Annotated in this window: 21 protein-coding genes; 12 read left to right on the top strand and 9 right to left on the bottom strand. The window is 64.7% G+C overall.

The window, feature by feature from the left end:
* From GCN74_RS24175 to GCN74_RS24160, 4 genes are all read left to right on the top strand, one after another.
* A partial coding sequence (locus GCN74_RS24175; protein WP_226939196.1) for a hypothetical protein occupies positions 1-220 on the top strand: 220 nt, incomplete at its 5' end.
* Positions 204-1076: a hypothetical protein gene (locus tag GCN74_RS24170; protein ID WP_152259026.1), complete on the top strand. Its 873-nt coding sequence runs from the start codon at positions 204-206 to the stop codon at positions 1074-1076. The genes GCN74_RS24175 and GCN74_RS24170, both read left to right, overlap by 17 nt.
* A 46-nt stretch (positions 1077-1122) precedes the next feature.
* Entirely contained in the window at positions 1123-1773 is a 651-nt protein-coding gene (locus GCN74_RS24165) for a hypothetical protein (RefSeq protein ID WP_152259025.1), read from the top strand.
* 18 nt (positions 1774-1791) lie between these two features.
* Positions 1792-2526: an amidohydrolase family protein gene (locus tag GCN74_RS24160; RefSeq protein WP_152259024.1), complete on the top strand. Its 735-nt coding sequence runs from the start codon at positions 1792-1794 to the stop codon at positions 2524-2526.
* Between the two features lie 6 nt (positions 2527-2532).
* Here GCN74_RS24160 and GCN74_RS24155 read toward each other — a convergent pair whose 3' ends face one another.
* The 4 genes from GCN74_RS24155 to GCN74_RS24140 all read right to left on the bottom strand — a co-directional run bounded on the left by GCN74_RS24155 (position 2533) and on the right by GCN74_RS24140 (position 8017).
* Positions 2533-3948, bottom strand: a complete 1416-nt coding sequence (locus tag GCN74_RS24155; protein WP_226939195.1) for a sigma-54-dependent transcriptional regulator — start codon at positions 3946-3948, stop codon at positions 2533-2535.
* 271 nt (positions 3949-4219) lie between these two features.
* Entirely contained in the window at positions 4220-6472 is a 2253-nt protein-coding gene (locus tag GCN74_RS24150; RefSeq protein WP_152259022.1) for an arginine/lysine/ornithine decarboxylase, read from the bottom strand.
* 238 nt (positions 6473-6710) lie between these two features.
* A complete protein-coding gene (locus GCN74_RS24145; RefSeq protein WP_152259021.1) occupies positions 6711-7196 on the bottom strand; it encodes a dihydrofolate reductase in 486 nt (161 codons plus the stop codon).
* Positions 7193-8017 carry an alpha/beta fold hydrolase gene (locus GCN74_RS24140; RefSeq protein ID WP_226939194.1) on the bottom strand — a complete coding sequence of 275 codons (825 nt, stop codon included), beginning with the start codon at positions 8015-8017 and terminating at the stop codon, positions 7193-7195. The genes GCN74_RS24145 and GCN74_RS24140 overlap by 4 nt, the downstream gene beginning before the upstream one ends.
* Before the next feature lie 176 nt (positions 8018-8193).
* Between GCN74_RS24140 and GCN74_RS24135 the strand changes: the two genes are divergently transcribed.
* The 4 genes from GCN74_RS24135 (at position 8194) to GCN74_RS24120 (ending at position 14114) form a co-directional block, all read left to right on the top strand.
* A complete protein-coding gene (locus GCN74_RS24135) occupies positions 8194-8769 on the top strand; it encodes a TerD family protein (RefSeq protein ID WP_152259020.1) in 576 nt (191 codons plus the stop codon).
* A gap of 244 nt (positions 8770-9013) precedes the next feature.
* Positions 9014-10261 (top strand): TerD family protein, encoded by a 1248-nt coding sequence (locus GCN74_RS24130; protein ID WP_152259019.1) that lies wholly within the window; start codon positions 9014-9016, stop codon positions 10259-10261.
* 41 nt (positions 10262-10302) lie between these two features.
* A complete protein-coding gene (locus tag GCN74_RS24125; protein ID WP_152259018.1) occupies positions 10303-11646 on the top strand; it encodes a VWA domain-containing protein in 1344 nt (447 codons plus the stop codon).
* A 185-nt stretch (positions 11647-11831) separates the two neighbouring features.
* The gene (locus GCN74_RS24120; RefSeq protein WP_152259017.1) at positions 11832-14114 is read left to right on the top strand and encodes an outer membrane beta-barrel family protein; all 2283 of its coding nucleotides are present in this window, start codon (positions 11832-11834) and stop codon (positions 14112-14114) included.
* A 15-nt stretch (positions 14115-14129) separates the two neighbouring features.
* Here GCN74_RS24120 and GCN74_RS24115 read toward each other — a convergent pair whose 3' ends face one another.
* Positions 14130-15170, bottom strand: coding sequence for an SMI1/KNR4 family protein (locus tag GCN74_RS24115; protein ID WP_152259016.1), 1041 nt, complete (start codon positions 15168-15170; stop codon positions 14130-14132).
* The gene (locus GCN74_RS24110; RefSeq protein WP_152259015.1) at positions 15170-16144 is read right to left on the bottom strand and encodes a thymidylate synthase; all 975 of its coding nucleotides are present in this window, start codon (positions 16142-16144) and stop codon (positions 15170-15172) included. Before GCN74_RS24110 ends, GCN74_RS24115 begins: the two co-directional genes overlap by 1 nt.
* 157 nt (positions 16145-16301) lie before the next feature.
* On the opposite strand from GCN74_RS24110, the gene GCN74_RS24105 reads away from it, so the two are divergent.
* From GCN74_RS24105 to GCN74_RS24090, 4 genes are all read left to right on the top strand, one after another.
* Complete coding sequence (locus tag GCN74_RS24105) at positions 16302-19091, top strand: EAL domain-containing protein (RefSeq protein ID WP_226939193.1); 2790 nt, start codon at positions 16302-16304, stop codon at positions 19089-19091.
* Positions 19092-19249: 158 nt separating this feature from the next.
* Entirely contained in the window at positions 19250-20692 is a 1443-nt protein-coding gene (locus GCN74_RS24100) for an OmpP1/FadL family transporter (RefSeq protein WP_152259014.1), read from the top strand.
* 285 nt (positions 20693-20977) lie between these two features.
* Complete coding sequence (locus GCN74_RS24095) at positions 20978-21370, top strand: phage tail protein (protein WP_152259013.1); 393 nt, start codon at positions 20978-20980, stop codon at positions 21368-21370.
* Positions 21371-21410: 40 nt separating this feature from the next.
* A complete protein-coding gene (locus GCN74_RS24090) occupies positions 21411-22031 on the top strand; it encodes a glycoside hydrolase family 25 protein (RefSeq protein ID WP_152259012.1) in 621 nt (206 codons plus the stop codon).
* 16 nt (positions 22032-22047) lie between these two features.
* On the opposite strand, the gene GCN74_RS24085 is transcribed toward GCN74_RS24090, so the two are convergent.
* The 3 genes from GCN74_RS24085 to GCN74_RS24075 are packed head-to-tail and all read right to left on the bottom strand — an operon-like array spanning position 22048 to position 25703.
* Entirely contained in the window at positions 22048-23148 is a 1101-nt protein-coding gene (locus GCN74_RS24085; protein ID WP_152259011.1) for a threonine aldolase family protein, read from the bottom strand.
* Positions 23149-23160: 12 nt separating this feature from the next.
* Entirely contained in the window at positions 23161-23835 is a 675-nt protein-coding gene (gene leuE, locus GCN74_RS24080; RefSeq protein ID WP_152259010.1) for a leucine efflux protein LeuE, read from the bottom strand.
* A complete protein-coding gene (locus tag GCN74_RS24075) occupies positions 23832-25703 on the bottom strand; it encodes an ABC transporter transmembrane domain-containing protein (protein ID WP_152259009.1) in 1872 nt (623 codons plus the stop codon). The genes leuE and GCN74_RS24075 overlap by 4 nt, the downstream gene beginning before the upstream one ends.
* Positions 25704-25708 lie beyond the last annotated feature (5 nt).

Here is a 25708-nt window from a genome sequence, read left to right as displayed (position 1 = left end):
CGCCTGCCGTGGCGGCAGCTTCCCCGTGCAGCGCCTGCCCGGCCGCGCCCATTTGCAGCCGGCCTTGCGCGCAGCGGGCGTGCTGGCGCTGGCGCAGGCGGGCGGCGGCGCCGGCGCACTGACTTTCCTGCTGCGGGCCGACCAGACACCGGGGCAACTGCAACAGGCTATGGATTTGCTTGAACATCACATCAGGAGGCGATATGAACGACGCGTTTGAAATGCTGCCCTTTGCGGGGCAGCCAGCAGCGGCCGGGGAGCAGGAATGGTCGCAAGAGTGGTCGCAGGAGTGGCAAGGCGAGGACGAGGCCGAAGCCGAATGGGAGGGCGAGCGCTGGCGTCCCGGCGACGGTCGCGGCGGCATGCGCGGCGGCGGGCTGCGCGCGCGGCCGCCCTTGCGCGGACAGCGCCGTCCCGTCCCGCCCCGCTACCAGGGGCCGGGCCGCCGGCCGCCCCGCCATGCCGGTCATCCCCTGCCATATCTGCCGCCGCGCTACCGGGGCTGGGGCGGTTATGCGCCCATCTATCCGACCATCTATCCAGCGTTGTATCCCGTGGCCGAACCCGTTTTTGGCGGCCAGCAGCAACCGGAACCGGACGGGGGCCAGGATCAGGGCCAGGATCAGGGGCAGGATTTCGGACAGGACCAGGGGCAGGACGATGGCCAGATGCAGGGCGAGATCCCGCCGACCCTGGCCGGCACCATGGGCCGGGTGCCGGAAGCGGCGGCCCTGACTTACCTGGCGCTGGGGCCGCTGGCCAACGCCTTGCGCGATCCGAATGGCCGGGGGCCTGGCCTGTATGTGATCGAATTCGACGCGGGCGGGCGGCGCCGCGCCTACAGCGGCCAGACGGACGATTTGCACCGGCGCCTGCTGCAGCACCGGCTGTGCGGCCAGATGCTGGCCGTCGACCTGAGTACGCACCAGGTGTATGTGGCGCCCCTGGCCTCGGCGGCGCAGCGGCGCCGTATCGAGCAGCGCATCCATGACGACATGTTTGCCCATCAGCGCGGCGTGCTGACCAATCAGCGGCGCGAACTGGAACTGGCCGTGCTGGGTGAAATGTGGACCTGAATGGGGGCCTGGCAGCCAGGCCTTGAACATTGCGAAGGAGAGCATCATGCACCCACTGGAATGCGCATGCGCGCAATGCCGGCAGCGGGCCGGCGCCGCGTTTGAAGTGCTGGAATTCGGCCAGGACTGGCCCGGCAAGGGCAGTGCGCGGGCCGTGTTTGGCGAAGAGGAAGAACTGCAGTTGGCCATGGAATTGCTGGAAGTGGCCAGCGAGGAGGAGCTCGACCAGTTTCTCGGCAATGTCTTCAAGAGCGTGTGGAAGGGCGTCAAAAAGGTGGGCTCGGCCATCGCCAAGGTGGCCAAGCCCCTGGGCGGCGCCTTGAAGGCCGTGGCCAAGACGGCCTTGCCCTTTGTCGGCGGGGCCCTCGGGTCGATGATCCCCATACCGGGCGTGGGCACGGCGCTGGGCTCGGCCCTGGGGCGCGCCGCCAGCAGTGCGCTGGAGCTGGAAATGGCTGCCGAAGCGCCGGCCGACCGCGAACTGGAACTGGCGCGCCGCTTCGTGCGCATCGCGGGGCAGGCGGCGCGCCTGGCGGCCGACAGCGACGGCAGCGCGCGCGCCGTGGAAAGCGCGCTGACGCGGGCGCTGCACCAGCAGTTGCCGCACTTCCGCCCGCCCGCGCCGCAGAGCGAGGAAGAGAGCGGGCGCTGGCGCCGGCGCGGCAACCGCATCGTCGTGCTGGGCGACTGGAACTGAACGGTGCAGGCGACAGGCATGGAACCCGTCATCGATTGCCATTGCCATGCGGGACCGGGCGACGGCTTGAGCGGGCCGTGGGACAGCGATGCGCCGCTGCACGCCTACCTGCGCCGCGCACGGGCGGCCGGCATAGGCCGCAGCGTGCTGTTCGCCACCTTCCACTCCGATTACGCGATCGCCAACCACGGCGTGGCGCGCCTGGTCGCATCCGATCCGCAGCGTTTTTACGGCTTTGCCTTCGTGCATGCGCGGCGCGACCGGGGCCGCGTCATGGACCTGGTGCGCACGGCCGTCGAGCGCTACGGCTTTGTCGGCATCAAGGCGCACCGCCTGGACGCGCGCATCAGCGGCGAAGTGTGCGACGCGGCGCGCTTTTTCGGCTTGCCCGTGCTGTACGATCCGGCCGGCGAGGTGGCCGTGGCCCAGTTGCTGGCGCAGCAGTATCCCGACGTCAATTTCATCCTGCCCCATCTGGGCAGCTTCGGCGACGACTGGGCGGCCCAGCTGGCGCTGATCGATCATCTGGTCCGCCACCGCAACATCCATACGGACAGTTCCGGCGTGCGCCGCTTTGACCTGCTGCAGCAGGCAGTGCGCCGCGCGGGGCCGCACAAGGTCTTGTTCGGCTCGGATGGCCCCTGGCTGCATCCGGGACTGGAATTGCACAAGATACATTTGCTGGGCTTGCCGCCGCCGGACGCGGCGCTGATCACGGGCGGCAATTTTTTGCGGCTGGCGGGGCTGGCGTGAGGCGGATCACCGAGGCCCCGGCGCGGGCGGCACCGGGGCTGCGGCCGCTTGCGCCGCGCAGGCGGCCGTCTTGCGGCGTATCTGCAGGGCGCGGTCCGTCACGCCCAGGCGGGCGGCGGCGCGCTGGTTGTTGCCGTGTTCCTCGGCCAGCACCAGGCGGATGGCCATGTCGGTGGCGCAGCGCGCGATGTGCGACAGCTTGCATCCCTGGGCCAGGGCCCGCCGCACGGCCGCTTCGAAGTGCCGGTCGGGCCAGGGCGGTGCCTGCAGCCGTTCTTCGGGGGGCAGGGCGCCGATGGTGATGGGGCCGGGGCCGCAATGGCGGTGCCAGATGCGCGTGACGGTCTGGCGCAGCTCGCGCACATTGCCCGGATAGTCGCGCAGCAGCAGGTATTCGCGCACGGCCGCCTCCAGCGGGGGCGGCGCCTGCTGCGCCAGTTCGGCCAGGAAATGCCGGGCCAGGGGCAGGATATCGTCCTGGCGCTCGCGCAGGGGCGGCGTCCGGCAACGCCAGCCGGCGATGCGGTAATACAGGTCGGCGCGAAAGGCGCCGCGCGCCACTTCGCGCTCCAGTTCGCGGTTAGTGGCGCACACGAGCCGGAACTGCGTCGGCTGCCACGTGTTGCCGCCCACGCGCTTGTACTTGCGCTCCTGGATGGCGCGCAGCAGCTGCGCCTGCAGGGGCAGGGGCAGTTCGCCCACTTCGTCGAGAAACAGCACGCCGCCGTCGGCCAGGGCAAAAGCGCCGTCGCGCGCGCCCGCCGCACCCGTAAAGGCGCCCCGTTCGTGGCCGAACAGTTCGCTGCCCGCCAGTTCCGGCGACAGGGTGGTGCAGTCGAGGATGGTGAAGTCGCCGCGGCAGTTGCCCAGGCGGTGGACCAGTTGCGCCAATAAATCCTTGCCCGTGCCCGTCTCGCCCGTGATCAGTATCGAGGCCTGGCTGAAGGCGGCCATCTCCACCACTTGATGCAGCAAGGCGGTCCACACCGCGCTGCCGCCCACCAGGGCCCCGCGCACGGCGTTCGACGCCAGCAGTTGCGCCACGGCCTGCCAGCGCTGCAGCCGTGACAGCACCTGGCCCGCATCGGCGCTACCCGCGGGCCACAGCAGGACATCGAGGGCGCCTGCCGCCAGCACGGCCCGCTGCTGCGCGCAGCTCAGGGCCTGGCCGCAGGCGGCAATGGCCAGTACGGAGGCGTGCCGGCACAGGGCCGGCAGCGCTTGCAGCAGCGCCGCATCGGCCTCGGCAAACAGCACGATGCCCGCTCCGTCCCCATCCCCATCCCCATCTCCGTCGCCATCGCCATCGCCATCGCGCCGCCGGGCTACAGTTACCTGAGCCTGCTGCAAGGCCGCCAGCAGCAGGGCGCCACTGCCAGCCGCCGCCTGCTGCACGATTTCCAGCCACACCTTGAGCGCCATATGCCAGCCATCACGAGGCCACGAGTCGCCCATCTTAGAAGCCCGCCACCCCGGCCGTTTGATCTGGCACAAGCGTGCGCGGTAGCCTGAAATGAAAAACGCCGCCTGATCTGCATCAGGCGGCGCTAGTGACGGCCGTTCCAGCAACGTCACGACGGTTCATTCAATCGTAGCGAGCGGAAGCGAATTGTGGCCGAGAAGCGCAACCGTACTCCAGTACGGTGAGCATCGCAGGCCGCAAGTCGCGACGCGCAGTAGATTGGATGAATCGTTACTGACGGACGCAGTCGACGAAGTAACCGCGCTTGCCATCGACTTCCCGTTTCACGAGACCATGCACATCCGTCTCGAAGCCGGGGAAGCGCTCGTTGAAGTCGCGCGCGAAGCGCAGGTAGTCGACGATGGTCTTGTTGAAGCGCTCGCCCGGGATCAGCAGCGGAATGCCCGGTGGATACGGCGTCAGCAGGATGGACGTGATGCGGCCTTCCAGCTCGTCGATGGCCACGCGCTCGATTTCGCGGTGCGCCATCTTGGCGAACGCGTCCGACGGCTTCATGGCCGGGATCATGTCCGACAGGTACATTTCCGTCGTCAAGCGCGCCACGTCGTAAGCCTTGTAGAAATCGTGGATTTGCTGGCACAGGTCGCGCAAGCCCATTTTCTCGTAGCGCGGGTTGGCTGCCGCAAATTCCGGCAGGATGCGCCACATCGGCTGATTCTTGTCGTAGTCGTCCTTGAATTGCTGCAAGGCCGTCAGCAGGGTATTCCAGCGGCCCTTGGTGATGCCGATGGTAAACATGATGAAGAACGAGTACAGGCCGCATTTTTCAATGATGACGCCGTGCTCGGCCAGGTACTTGGTGACGATGGACGCGGGGATGCCCGTGTCGCCGAACTGGCCGTCCAGCGACAGGCCCGGATTGACGATGGTCGCCTTGATCGGGTCGAGCATGTTGAAACCGGGAGCCAGGTCGCCGAAGCCGTGCCAGTCATCCTCGGCGCGTATCATCCAGTCTTCCTGCTGGCCCATGCCTTCGTCATTGAAGCTGGACGGACCCCACACCTGGAACCACCAGTCCTGGCCCCATTCCTGATCGATCTTCTTCATGGCGCGGCGGAAATCGAGCGCTTCCATGATCGATTCTTCCACCAGGGCCGTGCCGCCCGGTGCTTCCATCATGGCCGCGGCCACGTCGCACGAAGCGATGATGGAATACTGCGGCGAGGTGGAAGTGTGCATCAGGTAAGCCTCGTTGAAGGCGTCCTGGTCCAGCTTGACCGTGTCCGATTCGCGCACGAGGATTTGCGAGGCCTGCGACAGGCCGGCCAGCAATTTGTGCGTGGACTGGGTCGAGAAGATCATCGATTCCTTGGCGCGCGGACGGTCCTTGCCGATGGCGTGCATATTCTTGTAGAAATCGTGGAAGGTGGCGTGCGGCAGCCATGCTTCATCGAAGTGCAGGGTGTCGATCTTGCCGTCCAGCATTTCGCGCAGGGTTTCCACGTTGTAGATCACGCCGTCGTAGGTCGATTGCGTGATGGTGAGGATGCGCGGCTTCTTGTTCTTCGCTTCGCGCGCGAACGGATTTGCCTCGATCTTGCGGGCAATGCTTTCCGGCGTGAATTCGTGCAGGGGGATGGGGCCGATGATGCCCAGGTGATTGCGCGTCGGCATCAGGAACACGGGAATCGCGCCGCACATGATGATCGAATGCAAGATCGACTTGTGGCAGTTGCGGTCGACGACGACGATGTCGCCCGGCGCCACGGTCGAGTGCCACACCATCTTGTTCGAGGTCGAGGTACCGTTGGTGACGAAATAGCAATGATCGGCATTGAAGATGCGCGCCGCATTGCGTTCGGACGCGGCGACAGGACCCGTATGGTCGAGCAGCTGGCCCAGTTCCTCGACGGCGTTGCAGACGTCGGCGCGCAGCATGTTTTCACCAAAGAACTGGTGGAACATCTGGCCGATCGGCGACTTCAGGAAGGCCACGCCGCCCGAGTGGCCGGGGCAATGCCACGAGTAGGAACCGTCGTTGGCGTAGTGCACCAGCGCGCGGAAGAACGGCGGCGACAGGCCGTCCAGGTAGGACTTCGCTTCGCGGATGATGTGGCGCGCGACGAATTCCGGCGTATCTTCGAACATGTGGATGAAACCATGCAGTTCGCGCAGGATATCGTTGGGAATATGGCGCGAAGTGCGCGTTTCGCCGTACAGATAGATGGGGATGTCCGCGTTCTTGTAGCGGATTTCCTCGACGAAGGCGCGCAGGGACTTGAGCGCGTGGTCCGTTTCCTCGATGGAACCGGCACCGAATTCCTCGTCGTCGATCGACAGCACGAAGGCGGACGCCCGCGATTGCTGCTGGGCAAATTGCGACAAATCGCCGTAGCTGGTCACGCCCAGCACTTCCATGCCTTCTTTTTCCATTGCGGCGGCAAGGGCGCGAATGCCCAGGCCGGACGTATTTTCAGAACGGAAATCCTCGTCAATGATGACGATAGGGAAACGAAATTTCATGCATGTCTCCAAAAAAGCAAGCCGCCCCTGACGTAATGGAGGGGCGGACTAGGGCGCGACTTCAGGCGGCAAGGCAACCCGGCAGACGCAGAAAAAAAATAAGAACGGGATTCTCGCAGAAATGCAGCGTCTGCGGGAAAAAAATATCGCCCCCAGGCGCCACAAGCAAGCGCTAGCGTGACGCAAAGGTGTGACAGGGGTATTACAGCAACATTCTGTCCAATGAATAGCAACCTTATCAGGCTTTGCGTTGCAGGGTGACAAAGGCGTAAGGCAGGCCGGATTTCTCCGAAACATGCGCCTCGCGCGCGGTTTCTTGCCATACAGCATGATCCACGGCAGGGAAAAATGCGTCGCAGTCAAACGTCCGGCCGATTTCCGTGACGATCAGGCGCTGCGCCAGGGCCAGCGACTGCCTGTAGATATCGGCGCCGCCGATGACATAGCCTTCGGCGCCGTCGAGCAGCGCGATGGCCGCTTCCAGCGACGACACCGCTTCCACGCCCTCGTGGCGCCAGTCCGGATTGCGCGTGATGACGATGTTGCGGCGGTTCGGCAGCGGCCGGCCGATGGAGTCGAAGGTCTTGCGCCCCATGAGGATGGGGTGGCCCGTCGTCAGACGCTTGAAGTGCGCGAGGTCTTCCGGCAGCTTCCACGGCAGGGTGTTGGCTATGCCGATGCCGCCTTGCTGGTCGGTGGCGACGATGATGGTCAGTGTGCTCATTGGTTCCGTGAAAGTGGTGGGGGCATGGCCCGATGCCCGTCATTATCGTTGAAATTGCCTGCCGCCTCCAGATGCGCACGCATGGCGTCGGCCAGCGGAAGGGGCGCTTCCAGCGGAATCATGTGGCCGGTGTTGTCTTTTAGTAAGTGCAAGCTGGCTTGCGGCAGGCGGGCCGCCATGGCGCGCAGGTCGTCGGGGTCGACGAGCTTGTCATCTTCGGCGCCCACGATCAGCACGGGAATATCGAGTTCCGGCAAGCGCGCCATCAGGTCGGGGCGGTCGATGGTGGTGAGAAATTGTGCCAGCAGCACCTCCTTGCCCAGGTCCAGCCCCATCTGCTGGATCAGGCCCGTGATGCCGGCGTCCTGCAAATGCGACGGGTGCAGCAGTTCGCGCAGGCGCTGGCGCGTGATGCCCGCATAGGCATTGCGCTCGAGCATGGTGACGATGCGCCGGCGCGCTTCGACTTCCGCCGGCAGCAAACCTTTGGCCGAATTGGCGATCAAGGTGAGGGACTTGACACGCTGCGGGTGGGCCAGCGCATGTTCGAGCGCCAGGTAGGCGCCCAGCGAAAAGCCCGCCAGGTGCGCCTGCCCGTCGCTGTGGCTGGCAATCATCTGCTGCATCTGCGCGCGCGTGCGCGCCTCGTGCAGGGGCACGTGGTGCACTTGCATGGCATCGCCCAGGGCCGGCGCCAGGCGCGACCACAGGCGCGCATCGCACAAGGTGCCGGGAATGCAAACGAGTCGCGTGGTATTTTCAGGCAAGTTCAAGCCAGGGATCGCATCGCTCATGATGGTGGAAGTTCTGTCGAGCGGCATTATCCGTCATTTCGGCCAGCAGGGCAGCGGCGCAATTTTTTCTGCATAGCATTATTTTCAATAGTGTGCGGCTGGCAAGCATGGACTTTATGGTAGGCTCATGGCTCATCAGGCCGGGGAGCCGGCCCAGTGACCCGAAACACCGAATGCAACCCACTAATTGAAGAGGAATTACCATGGCGATCAGTTTGCAAAAAGGCGGCAATGTCAACCTGAGCAAGGAAGCTCCTGGCTTGAAGAAAATCGTGATCGGCCTGGGCTGGGACCCGCGCGCCACCGATGGCGCCGCTTTCGACCTGGACGGCAGCGCCTTCCTGCTGAAAACGGATGGCAAGGCCCGTTCCGACGCTGATTTCATTTTTTATAACAACCTGAAGTCGGCCGATGGCTCCATCGTCCACGCGGGCGACAACACGACGGGCGGCGGCGATGGCGACGACGAGAAAATCGCCGTCGACCTGGCCAGCGTGCCTGCCGACATCGACAAGATCGCCGTGGCCGTCACGATTCACGATGCGGAAAACCGCAAGCAGAACTTCGGCATGGTGGGCAAGGCCTACATCCGCTGCCTGAACGGCGACAATGGCGCGGAAATCGCCCGCTACGACCTGTCGGAAGACGGCTCGACGGAAGCGGCCATGATCTTCGGCGAAATCTACCGCGCCGGCAGCGAATGGAAATTCAAGGCCATCGGCCAGGGTTTCAAGGGCGGCCTGGGGCCTCTCGCGCGTTCGTTCGGCATCAACGCCTAAGCGCTCCGGAAAACGGCCCATGGCGGCGTTGCGTCACCTCGCCGTACGATGCGTACTGTCGTCGGTGACGCGCCTTGCCCTGGACCGTAGTCCGAAGCTCTGTTAGCCTTGTTCAAGAATACAGAACGGCAGTCCATGGCGGCTTTGCTCCGCCAGGGACTGGCTGTACATTCGTACTGCCTTCGGACGACGGACCTTGCCCTGAGCCGTAGTCCCAAGCTTTCACACCTGAATACATAGTCCCATGGAAAACCTGATCAAGGGGCAGCGCCTGGCGCTGTCCGGCCTCGTCACGGGCAATATCGTGCAGCTGGGCCTTGCCGGCGCGGGCGTGGCGCTGGACTTTGCCTGTTTCGGCCTCGATGCCGCCGGCAAGCTGTCCGACGAGCGCTATATGACCTTCTTTAACCAGCCGCGCACGCCGTGCGGCGGCGTGGAGGCGGCGGCGCCGGCGGGCGACCTTGCCGGTTTCAGCTACCAGCTGGAGCGCTTGCCTGCCTCCATCGAACGCCTGGTCGTCACGGCCGCCATCGATGGCGCCGCCACCATGGCGCAGCTGGACAGCGGCTATCTGCGCCTGCTCGACGGCGGCCGCGAGCTGGCCCGCTACGCGTATGGGGGCGCCGATTTTGCGCAGGAAAAAGCCGTCATGCTGGGCGAGTTCTACCGCAAGGACGGGGGCTGGCGCTTCATGGCCGTGGGCCAGGGTTTCAATGGCGGCCTGGAAGCGCTGGTCGCGCATTTCGGCGGCGAAGTGGCGCAGGCCGCGCCGGAACCGGCGGCGAAGATTTCCCTGTCGAAAATCTCGCTGACCAAGGCGGGGCAGACGCACAAGGTGTCGCTGGAAAAGGGCGCGGGCGCGCCGAAAAAACTCATCGTCAAGGCCAGCTGGGTCGATAACGGCGATGGCGACGACGATAACGACGATCTCGATTTGCGGGTCGGCATCCTCTTGCCGAATGGCCAGATGCGTTTCATCCAGGCGCCGGACACGGCAGGCAGTTTCGACGCCATGCCGTATGTGCGCCACCTGGGCGACGTGGCCGGCGCATCCGGCAAGGAGCCGGCCACGGAAACGGTGGAAGTCAATCCCGCGCTGGCGCAACATTACGGCGGCACCGTGGGCCTGGTCTTCAGCGTGTACTCGGCGCTGGCCAACGGCGCCGTGTCCGTGGCGTCCATGCGGCCGAAGATGGTCATGCAATACGGCGAGCAGACCGTCGAGTGCGCGTTCGATTTCCGCCTGTCCAAGGCGGCCGAGGACGACACGGTCTACACCTATGTGATCGGCATGGCGCGCATCACGGGGGACAGCATCATCCTCGAGCCGTCCGGCAAGACGTCGGAGCCGGGCAGCGAGGCGACGCCGTGGCTCAGCTGGCAGGGCGAGAACCTGCAGCTGGCCTTCAACGGCCCCGTCGTCTTCAAGGGCGAGGACAAGGACGATGAGGACGATTTCAACGCGGACAATCCGCGCCGCTACCTTGCTTAGCTACCTTGCTTAGCTACCTTGCTTAATATCTGGAGACATTGATGGAAACCTTGGCCAAGGGCCAGCGCTTGCCGCTGGCCAATCTCGTACCCGATGGCGTGCTGCAGATCGGCGTCGCCGCACAGGGGCTGGCGCTGGACGTGGCCTGCTTCGGCCTCGATGCCGGCGGCAAACTGTCCGACGAGCGCTACATGACCTTTTTCAACCAGCCGCGCACGCCGTGCGGCGGCGTGGAAGCGCGCGCCGGCAGCGGCGGCGACATGGCCGAGTTTGCCTTGCAGCTGGCGCGCTTGCCGGCCGGCATAGACCGCCTCGTCGTGACGGCATCCATCGATGGCGGCGGCGTGATGTCGCAGCTGCGGTCCGGCCACGTGCGCCTGCAGGCGGGCGGGCGCGAACTGGCCCGCTTCGTCTTTGCGGGCGCAGATTTCGCGCAGGAAAAAGCCGTGATGCTGCTTGAGCTCTACCGCAAGGATGGCGGCTGGCGCTGCATGGCCGTGGGCCAGGGTTTCAATGGGGGCCTGGACGCGCTGGTGCGCCACTTCGGCGGCGAAGTCGACCAGGCCGCGCCCGCCGCTGCGGCGGCCCCGGCGGCCGCGTCTGCCGTCGTGCAAGCCAAGCTCAACCTGGAAAAGCGGGTGGAACGCGAGGCGCCGCAACTGGTCAGCCTGGTCAAGCAGGCCGGCGTGTCCCTGCAAAAAGTGGGCCTGTCGGAGCACCGTGCCAAGGTCTGCCTGTGCCTCGATATCTCCGGCTCCATGGGACGGCTGTACAAGGAGGGCCTGGTGCAGCGCTTTGCCGAGCGCATCCTGGCCCTGGGCTGCAAGTTCGACGACGATGGCGAGATCGACGTTTTCCTGTTCGGCAAGAACGTCCACCATCCGGCGCCCATGGCCTTGAGCAACTGCAATACCTACGTGGGCCAGGCCATACAGCGCCACCCGCTGGAAGGCGACACGCGCTATGGCGCCGCCATGCAAGCGATCCGCGCGTTTTATTTCCCCGATGCAGCCGGTGGCGAACGCACGCGGCCCGTCGCGGCGGAATTGCCCGTGTACGTGATGTTCGTCACGGACGGCGGCACCAGCGACCAGGCGACGACGGAGAAGCAATTGCGCTGGGCCAGCAATGAACCCATCTTCTGGCAATTCATGGGCATCGGCAAGGGCCGCAAATCGAAAAGCAAGTTCCTCGCCGCGTTTGCCGATTCCGACTTCCCCTTCCTGGAAAAGCTCGACGAGTTGCAGGGGCGTCTGGTCGACAACGCCAACTACTTTTCCGTCGGCTCGCCGGACGAGCACAGCGATGCGGAACTGTATGATTTGCTGATGACGGAATATCCGGGCTGGCTGAAACTGGCGCGCGGCCATGGCTTGCTGCGCTAGCGCAAAGTTGGCGCAAAGTTCATCGGATGAGGCTGTACGACCACAAGTGGAAGAGATTTGTAAATTGAAGTAAATAACAATGGTTCGCATTTGCTTTGCTGCCGCGACTCATGGCATGCTTTGAACGTGCTCTCACGCCGCGGCGTAGCGCCTCATCCGTAGCGTCTCCATTATTTTTTAGCCAAATGCATAAACTTCTTTTCCACTGTCTGGCGGGCGGCAGCCTGCTGGTCTCCGGCGCCGCCGTCCAGGCGCAAACCGTCACGGGCGACGCCGCCGTCAAGCCCGCACCAGCACCGGCCAAGGCGCCCGCCGTCGACGCTCCCGCGACCGTCAGCGTGACGGCGGAACGCCCCACGGGCCGCATCGACCGGCAAGTCTACGACGTCAAGTCCGACGTGGGCAGCACCAATGGCACGGCGGCCGACGCCTTGAACAATGTGCCGTCCGTGGCCGTCGACCCCGACGGCAGCGTGTCCTTGCGGGGCAGCAGCAATGTGCAGATATTGATCGACGGCAAGCCGTCGGCCATGCTGCAGGGCGATTCGCGGGGTGCCACCCTGAACGCCATGGCGGCCGACGATATCGAGTCGGTGGAAGTGATCAACAATCCCGGCGCCCAGTTCGGCAACGAAGCCGGCGGCGGCCCGATCTTGAACCTGGTGATGCGGCGCAACCGCAAGCCGGGCGGCTTTGCCACCGTGAATGCGAATGCGGGCATTGCGGGACGCTACAACAGTTCCGTGTCCGGCACGTACAACGAAGGGCCGTGGGGTTACCAGGGCGGCATCAATGTGCGCCATGACGGCCGCAATTCCGTGGGCGAAGTCAGCCGCGAACGCCTGGACCGCGGCACGGGCGCCTTCGCTCCCAGCAGCCAGAGCTCCACCAGCAATGGCTTGAACGACTCGCTGGGCTTGCACGGCACCGTCAATTACAACCTGAACGCGAATGACACCCTGGCCGCCAGCGTGTCGTACAACGGGCGCAGCAACGACCAGCGCTCGCTCGACCGCTACATCAATGGCGACAGCACGGGCAGCACCATCGGCGACTATGTGCGCAGCACCGTGCGCAACGGCGACAGCCGCAATTACAGCTGGGGCGGGCGCTACGACCACAAGGGCGAATTGCCGGGCGAAACCCTGAAGATCGACTTGCGCGTGTCGTCGTCGAGCAACGAGAGCGACAGCGATTACGCGAATGCCTATGCGATCGCGCCCGTCAACGCCTTCGACAGCCGCGCGCGCCAGCACAGCGAGACGGGCAACCGCATCGTCGACTTCAGCGGCGACTACGAACGTCCGCTGGCGGGCGGCACCGCCAAGCTGGGCTACAAGGTGGCGGACAACAAGAGCAGTTTCGACACCCTGTACACGGACATCCATCCGGCCAGCCTGGCGGAAACCGTCAATCCCATGCGCAGCAACCGTTTCGAGATGGACGAGCGCACCATCGCCCTGTACGGTTCCTACCAGATGCGCCTGAATGAACGCTGGGGCGCGCTGGCCGGTTTGCGCGCCGAATACACGGACTTGAACGTGCGCCAGATCACGGGCGGCGTCGAGGCCGGCAATAATTACATCAACTACATCCCCAGCCTGTTCGCCACCTACAAGGTCAATGACGAGAGCAATCTGCGCTTCAGCTATGCGCACCGCATCCGCCGCCCGAACGCGGGCGACCTGAACCCCTACGTGGTGTACCGCGACGAATTCAATGTGTCGGCCGGCAATCCCAAGCTCAAGCCCACGCAGACGGATTCGTTCGAGATCGGCTATGAAACGAAGATCGCGGGCCTGGAAAGCAGCTTGCGCGCCTACCACCGCCGCGATACGGACGCCATCGTCGATTACCGCTACTTCATCAGCGACAACGTGCTGCTGACCACGCGCCAAAACGGCGAAGGCAGCCATTCGAGCGGCCTGGAGTTCAGCGTCAGCGGCAAGCTGACGCCATCGCTGACCCTGAACACGAGCGGCAACCTGGCGCGCAGCCAGCAGACCAGTTCCGACGACCTGGGCAAGCTCAGCACGCGCACGGCAAACGCCCTGAGCGGCCGCGCGCGCTTCAATTACCAGGTCAATGCGGATAACCAGCTGCAACTGGCCCTGCAAATGCAAGGCAAGATGCTGTCGGGACAGGGTTACCGCTCGCCGAACAATACCTTGAATATGAGCTGGCGCCACACGGTGACGCCGCAATTGAGCCTGGTCATGAACGTGACCGATGTGTTCAGCACCAACAAGATGGAAACCGTCATCAACAGCGCGTCCTTGCGCGAGACGAGCACGCGCCGCTTCGACGGGCGCATGATTTATGTGGGCTTGTCGTACCGCCTTGGCGGCGCCACGACGGCGGCGAAGGAGGGCGCGCGCGAACCGCGCCTCGGTCCGCCGGGCGGACGGGGCCCAGGCGGTCCCGGCGGTCCTGGCGGTCCTGGCCCCGGCGGCGAGGGACCGGGCTAAGCCCGGCCAGGCAGCCTAGGCAGCCGCGGCGATTTCCTTGAGGAAGTCGACAAAGCTGTCCGCATGGCGTTCAAAACGCCAGGCGCCTGCGCCGTGCTCGGCCGTGTAGACGGGCGCGTCGCCGTCAACGATGGCTGACAAAACCAGGCAATACGGATCGGCGCCCGCGTCGGCGATCACCAGATAGTGTGCCGGCCAGCCGCTGATGCTTTCCTGCGTGACAGGATTCCACGCATAGCCATGCTGTGCCTTGAGCAGTTCGGCCGCGCCGTACAGGTTCAGGCCCTGGAAGTAGCGCTTGCTGTCGATATACACGCGCAGCGGCGAATAGCGGGCCAGGAAGCGCCGGTATTGTTCCGGCAAAGTCCAACGCTGCTCGATGGCGGCCAGGTCGGCATTCTCCGCAATGACCAGCCAGTTCGACGGACGCGCCAGGTCCTGCTCCTTCGTGCGCTCGGCCGCCAGTTTCCTGTCCAGTTTCGCGGCCGCCTTCTCCAGTGCCGTGCGTGGATCGTCCAGCGAGGCATGCGTGGCCGGCGCCGCAAAGCCGTGGCCATCCGGGTAGCCGTCCGCTTGCCAGGCCAGCACCTCGGCCACGCGCAGCTGCTCCGGTTTCCAGTGGCCGGGATCGGTCATCAAGCCCCGGTCGAAGGGTTGGCCGCTGAAGACGGCCAGGCTCTTGATGGCCTTGGCGCGCGTGCCGGACTTGGCATCGTCGGCGGCGGCGAGCGCCACCAGCGGGCCATAGGCGGCCTTGCCCATGCTCTTGAGCATGCCATCGACGGCCCAGTAGCTGAGCTCGGGCACTGCCAGGCAGGCGGTAAAGAAGTCGCCGCACTCGCCAGGCTGGGCCAGCGCGAGGATGTCCGTCATGAGGAAGTTGCGCCAATGCAGCAGCTGGCCATCCCTGGCGTAGCCGATGAGGATGTCGAGTACGGCGCGCCGCTCGTCCATTCCATGCTTTTTGATCAGGCGGTCTTTCAGCCGCGCGAACTTGTTGCCATCGGTTTCGTCAAACAGCTTGCGGTGCAGGGCGGCAAGGGGAGCGACCGCCATCAGACGGCCATCGCCGCCTTGATGGGCGCATGGTGTTCATAGCCTTCCAGCGAGAAATCCGACGGTTCGATTTTTTCCAGCCATTCCGGCTCGTACTTGCCCGTCTTCGCATACTCGGGCACGCGGTCGGAAATGACGAAGCGGGGCGCGGGGAACGGCGTGCGCTTCAATTGCTCTTCCACCATGTCGAGGTGGTTTTCATAGATGTGCGCGTCGCCGATGAAATACGTGAACCAGCGCGGCGTATAGCCCGTCAGGCGCGCCACCAGGTGCAGCAGGGCCGCGCCTTCGGCGATGTTGAACGGCGTGCCCAGGCCGATATCGTTGCTGCGCACATATAAGCACAGCGAGATTTCGCGCGTGCTGGCGTTCGGGATGAACTGGTACAGCAAATGGCAGGCGGGCAGGGCGACGGCGTCCAGCACGGCCGGGTTCCAGCCGTGGAACAGGATGCGGCGGCTGCCCGGATTCGTCATGATGGTGTCGAGGCACTCGCGCAGCTGGTCGACGGCCTTGTACAGCAAGACCTTCTGCACGCCGTCTTCGGCGATGGGGGCGATCAGGGTAAAACCGTTCGCTTGCGCATCGGCAATTTGCGCGGGCTTGTCGGCATCCAGCAATTTATACGCGGGCCACTGTCTCCATTGCACGCCGTAGACGGGGCCCAGGTCGTCCTCGCCTTCGCGGTAGGGGTTGGCCAGCCATTGCGCGTTTTCATTGGCGTTCTGGTCCCATACCTTGCAGCCCAGCGCGCGGAACTCGGCCGCGTTGCGCGACGCGCGCAGGAAGGCGCACAATTCGCCGATCACGGATTTGAAAGCCAGTTTCTTGGTCGTCACGGCGGGGAAATTGCCGTTGGCCAAGTCGAAACGCATCATGGCGCCCGGCACGCTCAGGGTGCGGATGCCCGTGCGGTTGTCTTGCCAGCTGCCCGTTTCGAGCACGGTCTTGATCAAATCTTGATATTGCTGCATGTATTTCTCCAACGGTAAGGATGGTGATTGTAACGCAGGCGCGACAGGCGGGCTGCGGGCCGCACACATAATTACGCTGCGGGCTCACCTGCAAACATGACTCTGTGGTAATTTGTGTGTCCTTGAGGAAATACACAGAAACGGCAGATGCTGCACCATGTTCTTGCGACAATTTGTAAATAATAACAACGCCGCCGTGGTGGAGATGAGCAGGGCCGACTTTTTCAAGGCCAACCTGCGCCTGATCCTGGCCTGGCCCTTGCTGGGGCTGGTCCTGTGCGCGGTGCTGTGGACGGCCACCTTGCTGCAGCTGGAGGCGGAAAAGAAGGTGGCGCAGCAGCAGGCGCTCGACAGCGTGTCGTCGCTGTCGAAGGCGTATGGCCAGTATCTGCTGCGTACCCTGGAGCAGATGGACCAGCTGACCTTGCAGCTCAAGTATGAGTGGGAAAATTCGCGCGGCCAGCTGCGCCTCGATCAATTGAAGACGCAGGGCATGTATGCCTTGCCGCAATTTGCCATCGTCGCCATCCTCGACCGCAAGGGCCACCCCGTGACGGCCACGGCGCCCCTGCAGCGCCTGCGGGTCAACGAGCGCAGCGATTTCCTGCTGCGCCACTGGCGCAGCAATTCCAGTGCGCTGCGCATCGCGCTGGGGCGGGCCAGCCAGGCGGCCCCGTCAGCGCCTGGCGCGGGCGAAAGCCTCGTGCATTTCACGCGCCGGCTGGAAGACGAGGATGGCAATTTCGACGGCGTGCTGCTGATTTCCATCCACTCCAGCTATTTTTCCGAATTCTATAACAGTGTTAATTTCGGCAAGTTCGGCATGTCCGCCATGGTGGGCGAGGAGGGCGAGCTGTTCAGCACGCGCCTTGGTTCGCGCGTGCTGCCCACGCATGGGAGCCAGGGCACGCCGTTTCTCGATACCAGCTTCCTGGAAACGGAGAGCGGCGCCCTGCATTCGGGCGGCAGGATCGCTTTTTCCGACAAGCAAAGCCGCTATGTGGGCTGGCAGGCGCTGAAAGCCTATCCGTTTACGGCCGTGGTCGGACTGTCGGACGGCGAAATGCTGCATCCCTACGAGGAAACGCGCACCATCTATATCGGCATCGCCCTGGCCGTCACCGTGCTGCTGCTGGCCTTTGCCGCCGTCGCCACCGTGCTGTCGCTGCGCCTGGCGTGGCGCCACCACCAGTCCGAAGGCGTGCGCAACGCCTACCGCATGGCCACGGAAGGCACGAGCGACGGCTTTTACATCATTGCCGCCCTGCGCGGCGAAGATGGCAGCATCCTCGACTTCGAGATCGTCGACTGCAACGAGCCGGGCGCCGGCTATTTCGGCGTGCGCCGCGAACAGTTGCTGGGCATGCGGCTGCAATCGCGCGCCCACGAGCCGTATTTCCGCGACCTCATCCATAATTACCGGGCCGCCATGCAGTCCGGCTTTTCCGAGGAAGAGATCGAGCTGCCGGAAGGTAATCCGTTCAAGCTGCGCTGGATACGCCGGCGCCTGGTGCGCAGCGGCGACCGCCTGGCCGTCACCCTGCAGGACATCAGCACGGCCAAGGAGCACGAGCGCGACTTGCGCCGCCTGGCCAATGAAGATGGCTTGACGGGCTTGCCCAACCGCTACTGGCTGCAGCAATTCCTGCCTGGCGCCCTGGGGCGCGCCGCCATCGCGCGGCAGATGCTGGCGCTGCTGTTCATCGACCTCGACGGTTTCAAGGACATCAACGACACGCAGGGCCATGCCGAAGGCGACAAGGTGCTGCGCGCCGCGTCGCTGCGCCTGAAGGCCGTGCTGCGGCCGGGCGACCACGTGGTGCGCCTGGGCGGCGATGAATTCGTCGTCGTGCTCGACCCCGTGGAAGACGACAGCCGCGCCGAACAGGTGGCGCAGCGCATCGCCATCGCCTTCGACGAACCGTTTTACCTGGGCAGCGAACGCCACAAGATGGGCGCCTCGATCGGCATCAGCCTGTATCCGCGCGATGGGGCCGAAACGGAGGTGCTGCTGAAGAACGCCGATATCGCCATGTACGCCGTGAAAGTGGCCGGCAAGGGCCATCACCGCTTCTTCCAGCCCGAATTGTTCGAAACCATCCGCAACCGCCGCGAACTGGAGCAAAGCCTGGTGGCGGCGCTGGAGCAGGACCAGTTTCTCGTCGTCTACCAGCCCAGGGTCGACGCCATGAGCGGGCAGCTGTGCAGCATGGAGGCGCTGGTGCGCTGGCAGCATCCGCAGCACGGCATGGTGCCGCCGCTGGAATTCATCCCCGTGGCCGAAAGCAGCGGTTTGATTTCGCAGCTGGGCGAAGTGGTCATCGAGAAGGTGTGCCTGCAGATGGCGCGCTGGCAAGCCAGCGGGCTGGAACTGGTGCCCGTCTCCATCAACGTCTCGGCGCGCCAGTTCGGCCGCGGCGACGTGCACCAGGTGCTGGCGTCCGCGCTGGCGCGCCACCGCATCGATGCGCGGCTGATCGAGGTGGAAATCACGGAATCGGCCATGATGGATGAGCAGAACCGCGCCGTGGAGCAGCTGTCGGCCATCCGCGCGCTGGGCGTGCGCCTGCTGGTCGACGATTTCGGCACCGGCTATTCCTCGCTGTCGCAGCTGCAGAAGTTCGCCATGGACGGCTTGAAGATCGACCGCGCCTTCACCATGGAGCTGGGGCGGTCGGAGCAGGGCGAAGTGTTCGTGCGCGCCATCCTGTCGATGGCGCATGCGCTGGGCATGAGCGTGGTGGCCGAAGGGGTGGAGACGCGCGAGCAGCTCGACATCCTGCGCGCGCTGCAATGCAACGAAGTGCAGGGCTATTTCATCTCCCGTCCCGTGCCGGCCGAACAGATGCTGGCGCTGATGCACCAGCGCTTTCTGATACCGCTTCCAGCCCCCGTGCTGCCCCCCTACAGCCCTGTGATTGGCGAGGAAAACAACGCTGTTTCATAAAAAGAGCGAACGTTCGCTTTTTTCTAAAAAATATTATATGCTTCGCTCATGCCGTCAGTGAGGGAGTTCACGGCGGCAAGAAAAGTGCAAGACGGGTCAGGTTGAGATGCCCGCGATAGTATGCCGAAGACAATTTCATATAATAAAGAGAGACTAACTTGAAACATAAATATCTGCCCCTCCTGATCGTTGCCGCGTTCGCCGGCATCTCTTCCACAGCACAAGCATCGGGCTACCGTTTCGGCTCGCAAAGCGTGTCCGCCCAGGGCACGGCCGATGCCAGCGGCGCCGAAGCGGGCGACGCGTCGACCATTTTCTACAACCCGGCCGGCCTGTCGCGCCTGGAAGGCACGCAGTTCGTCGGCGGCGGCACCCTGGTGGTACCGCATTCGACCTACGCGGACTCGGGCTCGAAGCCTTTCTTCCCCGGCAATCGCGCGCCTTACTCGGAAACCAAGGACTATGCGCCGGACGCCGTATTCGCGCCGGCCTTGTACGCCAGCAAGAAGATCAATGATCAATGGACCGTCGGCGCGGGCTTGTTCGTGCCGTATGGCGCCAAGCTCGACTATGGCAACGACTGGTATGGCCGCTATGCGATCACCAATATCAAGCTCGAAGCCATCGCCCTGAACCCTTCCGTGTCGTTCAAGCTGGACCAGCACCACTCGTTCGGTTTCGGCATCACGGCCGAATACATGAAGGCGGAACTGGGCCAGGGTGTGGACGTGCCGGGCTCGGTCGCCTACCTGGGCAAATATGCGCCTAGCGCATCGCAGGCCTTCCTGGCCAATATCGCCAAGACGCAGGGCCTGGCTGCCGCGCAAGCTGCAGGCGCCGCGCTGCAAGGCCCGATCAAGGATGGCCACGCGTCGATGGACGGCCACGACTGGGGCTTCGGCTTCAACCTCGGCTATCTGTACCAGCTGAACGAAGGCACGCGTTTCGGCATCGCCTACCGTTCGTCGATCTCGCACAAGCTCAAGGGCAGCACCATCTGGGACTTCTCGCAAGTGACGTCCAATCCTGCCGTGAACGCCTTCATCGCCAAGGCCTCGAACAAGGTCAATTCGCAAGCGCTGGTGGAACTGCGCACGCCGGAAACCCTGTCGGTCAACGCCTTCCATCAGATGGATGATAAATGGGCCCTGATGGGCGACGTGACCTGGACCCGCACGTCGCGCCTGCAGAACCTGGACATCCAGTTCCCGCCGACGGCCGAAGGCGCCGAGCGCATCCGCCAGCAGTGGAAAGACACCTACCGCGTGTCGCTGGGCACCAACTACAAGTACAGCGAAAGCCTGATGCTGCGCGCCGGTATCGCCCACGACCAGGCGCCCGTACGCAGCGCCGAACTGCGCCACCCGGCCTTGCCGGACAGCGACCGCATGCAGTACTCGATCGGCGCGAACTGGAAGCTGAACGCCAATTCGTCGATCGACCTGGCCTACAGCTATATCGACTTCAAGGATGCTGAAGTCAACTACAAGAACGACTGCTCGCCGGTGATGGCTGGCTGCACGGGCAACGGTGAAACCACCAAGGGCCTGTTCAAGACCCGCATGCAGTTGATCGGTCTCGCTTATAACTACAAGTTCTAAGCAGGTAGTGGCGGCCAATCCGGCCGCCATGCAAGGAAAAGGCGCCTTCGGGCGCCTTTTTTTGTGCCATGCGGAACTAAACATGCTTTTCGGAAATATTAATTTATCATTATAATAAAGCTTGATTACGGCTTTATTGGCACGAAAACCACAAGGGCAAGCCATGCGAATTGATACCGATCAAAGTTATAGCAAGGAAACGGACGCGGAACTCCTGGCCGTCCCCGCAGATACCGCCAGTCCATTGCCGCGGCCCTGCGCCCCGCGCGGCCGGATGCTGGCGTCATGAGCGCCCCATTTCACGCGCTGCCGCAGTTCCCCCTGCGGCCCGGCGTTGGCGATACGCCCGTCGGCGCAGTGATCGCCTTTGCGGGCGCTACCGCCGGCGCTGCCATCGAAGCCTGGGGCTGGATGCTGTGCGACGGGCGCATGCTCGAGAGCGCGTCGTATCCGGAGCTGTATGCGGCGCTCGGGTATCTGTATGGCGGTTCTGGCGGGCAATTCCAGCTGCCCGACTACCGGGGCTGTTTCCTGCGCGGCCACGATGGCGGCGCCAGCGTGGAGCCGGGCCAGGGCGCGGGCGCCTTGCCGCCCGATGCGCAGCCGAAAAGCGCTGATGTCAGCTATGTGATCAAATTCACCTACGGCATGGGCGCGCGGTTCCCATTCCCGGCGTAGCCACGGCAAGGTCATTCATTTTCACTGGCAGGAGCACGGCATGACAGACTTTTTGCAAGGCATCGATGTATCGCACTACAACGGCGCCATCGACTGGGCCGCAGTGGCTGCCGGCGCCGTCGTGCCGGCCTTTGTCTACCTGAAAGCCACGCAGGGGGGCGCGGTGGTCGATAGCGAATACCGGCGTAACCGGGCGGGCGCCAAGGCGCAGGGGCTGTTGTGCGGCGCGTATCACTTTTTTTCGCCCACCGAGCCGGTGGCGAGCCAGGTTGCCAACTTCTGCAACGCGGTGGGCAGCGTCAAGGGCGAATTGCCGCCCATGCTGGACGTGGAACAGCGGGGACTGGACCAGCCCGCCTATGCGGCGGCCGTCGCACAGTGGCTGCAGCAGGTCGGCGACAGGCTGGGCTGCACGCCCGGCATCTATACCGTCGCCAGTTTCTGGAACAGCTGCGTGGGTTCGTTTGCGCCGTTGCTCGCCCATCCGCTGTGGATCGCCCATTACACGGCCGGGCCCTGTCCCGCCCTGCCGGCCGGCAGCCGCAGCTATACCTTCTGGCAGTACGCGAATACGGGCGCCGTGCGCGGCATCGGCGGACCCGTCGACATGAGCCGCTTTCCCGGCCAGGCCAGCCAATTGCAGGCGCTGCTGTGCAGCTAGCGCGCCTGCGGCCCGTTCAGCGGGCGTCGGGCGCCTTGCGCATGGCATGGTCCAGCAGGCTCAATGCCTGCCGCACGGTGGCGTCCGCCATTTCCAGCAACTGATCTCCCACGTACCACTCGACCACGCTGTGCCCGGGGAGCGCCGCGTGGCTGGCGCGGCCGAACAGCCAGATGCCGTGTTCTTCGGCCACCTGGTTGCGGATGGCGATGGCCCGTTCACGCGAGACGGGCAGGTGCAGATGCAGCATGTTCGCCTGCGGCTGCGCGGGATTGACGGCTATGGCCGGATAGTCGCCCAGCAGCGCGTACAGCCACTGCGTGCGTTCGAAATAGCGGGGCATGGCGGCCAGGCGCGCATCGAACTGCATGGCGGCGGCCACCACGTAGGGCGTGCGGTGCACGATATTGCCGCCCTGGCGGCGGAACCACTCGCGCGCCCGTTCGACGAACGGCCGGCTGCCCGCCAGCATGGCGCCGCCCAGGCCGCCGATGCCCTTGTACAGCGACACATACACGGAATCGAAACCGCCGCAGATGGCGGTCAGGGGCTGGCCAAAACCCGCCTGCGCTTCCCACAGGCGCGCGCCGTCCATGTGCAGGTGGATGTTGCGCTCGCGGCAGTGCCGCTTGATCGCGTTCAAGTCTTCCCACGACGGGCACTGGCCGCCGATTTCGCGCATCGGCAGTTCGAGCTGCGCGGCGCCCAGCGCATCGGGCACGGCGCGCAAGTCGTCCACCGTCCACGGGCGGTGCGGGTCGCCGATCATCAAACCCTTGAAATGCTCGAGCAATTCATGGTTGCCCCGCTCGTGGCGCAGGATGTGCGAGGTGGGATGCAGCGCCACCAGGGCGGAACCCCGGTCCTGGCAGGCCAGGCGCAGGGCCGTCACTTGCGTCATGGTGCCCGTGATGCAGAACACGGCCGCCTCGAAACCCAGCAGGCTGGCGACCCTGTTTTCGAACTGCTCGATCAGCGCGCCCTCGCCATAGGTGTCGTGCGCAATGTCGTTGGCTTCGCACCAGGCGGCCATGGCGGAGAAGGCGACTGCCGGCGTGGGCTGGCGGTGGCCCGGCAGGACGGTGTGGCAGCGCTGGCGCAGTTCGAGGTCGGTCAAGGCGGTTCTTCCTTAAAGGGTGGCGGTGGCCAGTTTCGCGCCGAAGCCGATGAACATGGCGCCCACGCCGCCGCCCATGCCGGCCGACAGGCGGCGACGGCGGCGGAAGGTCTCGGCCAGGCGGGCGCCCACAAAGATGATGGCCGTCAGGTAGGTAAAGCTGATCACCTGGCAGATCAGGCCCAGGCCGATGAAGGACAGCACGGGGTTCGGGAAGGCCGGATCGACGAACTGGATGAAAAACGAGATGAAGAACAGGATGGCCTTCGGGTTCATCAGGCTGATGACCAGGGCCTTGCGGAAGGGGGCGCTTTCCTTGGCGGGGGCAGCTGCGGTTGCCGCTTCGCCGTCGGCGGAGCTTGGCGCGCGCAGCTTGCGCCAGCAGCCGATCAGCATCTGCAGGCCGATCCAGCCCAGGTAGGCCGCGCCGATGTATTTCACCACATAGAACAGGGCCGGGCTGGCTTTCAGCAGCGAGGCCACGCCGCAGGCCGACAGCACCATGAGGATCAGGTCGCCCGCGAAGATGCCGAAGGCGCCCTGGTAGGCGGGCCGCACGCCGCGCTGGGCGGCCACCGACAGCACGTACATGGAATTGGGGCCGGGCAGGATGACGATGAAGATGGTCCCCAGTAAGAAGGTCCAGAAATCGGTGATGCCCAGGTTGGCGTGGAAGAGTGCGTTCATGATGGTTCTGCTTGATTGATTTGTACGTGATGAAATTGCAATGCGGCAAGGTTGGCATAGATGCCGCCCAGGGCCACCAGCGATGCATGCGTGCCCGTCTCGACGATCCTGCCGTCTTCCATGACGATGATGCGGTCGGCCCGCTGCACGGTGGCCAGGCGGTGCGCGATGATGACCGTGGTGCGGCCCACCATGGCCGCTTCCAGCGCCTTTTGCACGAGGCGTTCCGACTCCGCGTCCAGCGCGCTGGTCGCTTCGTCGAGCAGCAGCAGCGGCGGGTTTTTCAGCAGGGCGCGGGCGATGGCGATGCGCTGACGCTGACCGCCGGACAGGCGCACGCCCCGCTCGCCGAGGAAGGATTTGTAGCCGTTCGGCAGGCGCTCGATGAATTCGTGGGCGGCCGCCATTTTCGCGGCGGCGATGACTTCCGCGTCGCTGGCGCCGGCGCGGCCGTAGCGGATGTTTTCCATGGCGTCGGCCGAGAAGATCACGGTATCCTGCGGCACGATGCCGATGGCGTCGCGCAGCGTATGCAGGTCCAGCTGCTTGATGTCCACGCCGTCGAGGCGGATGCTGCCGCTTTGCGGGTCATAGAAGCGCAGGAACAGCTGGAACAGCGTAGTCTTGCCGGCGCCGGACGGGCCCACCACGGCCACCGTTTCACCGGCGCGGATGTCGAGGCTGACGTGGTCCAGCGCGGCCGTATCGGGGCGCGACGGATACGAGAACACGACGTCGTTCAGCGACAGGGCGGCGCCATTCGCGGCGCGCGCGGGCAGCGGCAGCGGCGTGGCGGGCGATTCGATTTCCGACTTGACGGCCATCAGTTCCAGCAGGCGTTCGGTGGCGCCGGCGGCGCGCTGCGCTTCACCCATCACTTCGGACAGGGCGCCGATGGCGCCGGCCACGATGGACGCGTACAGGATGAACTGGCCTAAATCTCCGCCCGTCATCGAGCCTTCCAGCACGGCGCGCGCGCCCAGCCACAAGACAAACACGATGGTGCCGAACACCAGCAGGATCGCGATCATGGTCAGCAGGGCGCGCGCGCGGATGCGCCGCATGGCCGTCATGAAGGCGCCTTCGACGGAGTCGCCAAAGCGTTTCGATTCGATTTTCTCGTGCGTGAACGCTTGCACGGTGGGCATGGCGTTGAGGATTTCGCCGGCCATGGCCGAGGCGTCGGCGATGCGGTCCTGCGAGTCGCGCGACAGCTTGCGCACCTTGCGGCCAAACACGATGATGGGCACGACGACGAGGATCAGCAAGCCGATGATGATGCCGGCCAGCTTGGCGCTGGTGACGAACAGCATCACCAGGCCGCCCAGGAACAGCAGCACATTGCGCAGCGCCATCGAGATGCTGGTGCCGACCACGGCCTGTATCAGGGTCGTGTCGGTGGTGATGCGCGACAGGACTTCGCCCGTCTGCGTGGTTTCAAAGAATTCGGGGCTTTGCGTGACCACGTGGCGGTAGACGGCGCTGCGGATGTCGGCCGTGACTCTTTCGCCCAGCCACGACACCGTGTAGAAGCGCGCGGCCGTGGCCAGCGCCAGGATGGACGCCACGCCGAACAGCGCGAGGAAGACCAGGTCCACATGCTGGATGCTTTTCGAACCGGCCGCGCCGCCGAAACCCAGGTCGATCATCTGCTTGAAGGCGGCGGGGATGGCCAGGGTGGAGGCGGCGGCCACCACCAGCGCGATGCCGGCCAGGAAGAACTGCTTGCGGTACGGCGTCAGGAAGGGCATCAAGCCCTTGAAGGCGGCCAGGCTGCCTTTTTTCAGTTCGCGGCTGGTGTCGGGTGTGGGTGCGGCGCTTGCGGCGGTTGCTGTACTCGTGCTGCCTGTTTCTGTGCTGGTTGTCATTGTTT

Origin of the sequence: Janthinobacterium sp. FT14W (assembly GCF_009208755.1) — a bacterium.
In the GTDB taxonomy this organism is placed as follows: domain Bacteria; phylum Pseudomonadota; class Gammaproteobacteria; order Burkholderiales; family Burkholderiaceae_D; genus Janthinobacterium; species Janthinobacterium violaceinigrum.
Note: the sequence above shows the minus strand (reverse complement) of the source record. Positions and strands in the feature narration are given on the sequence as shown.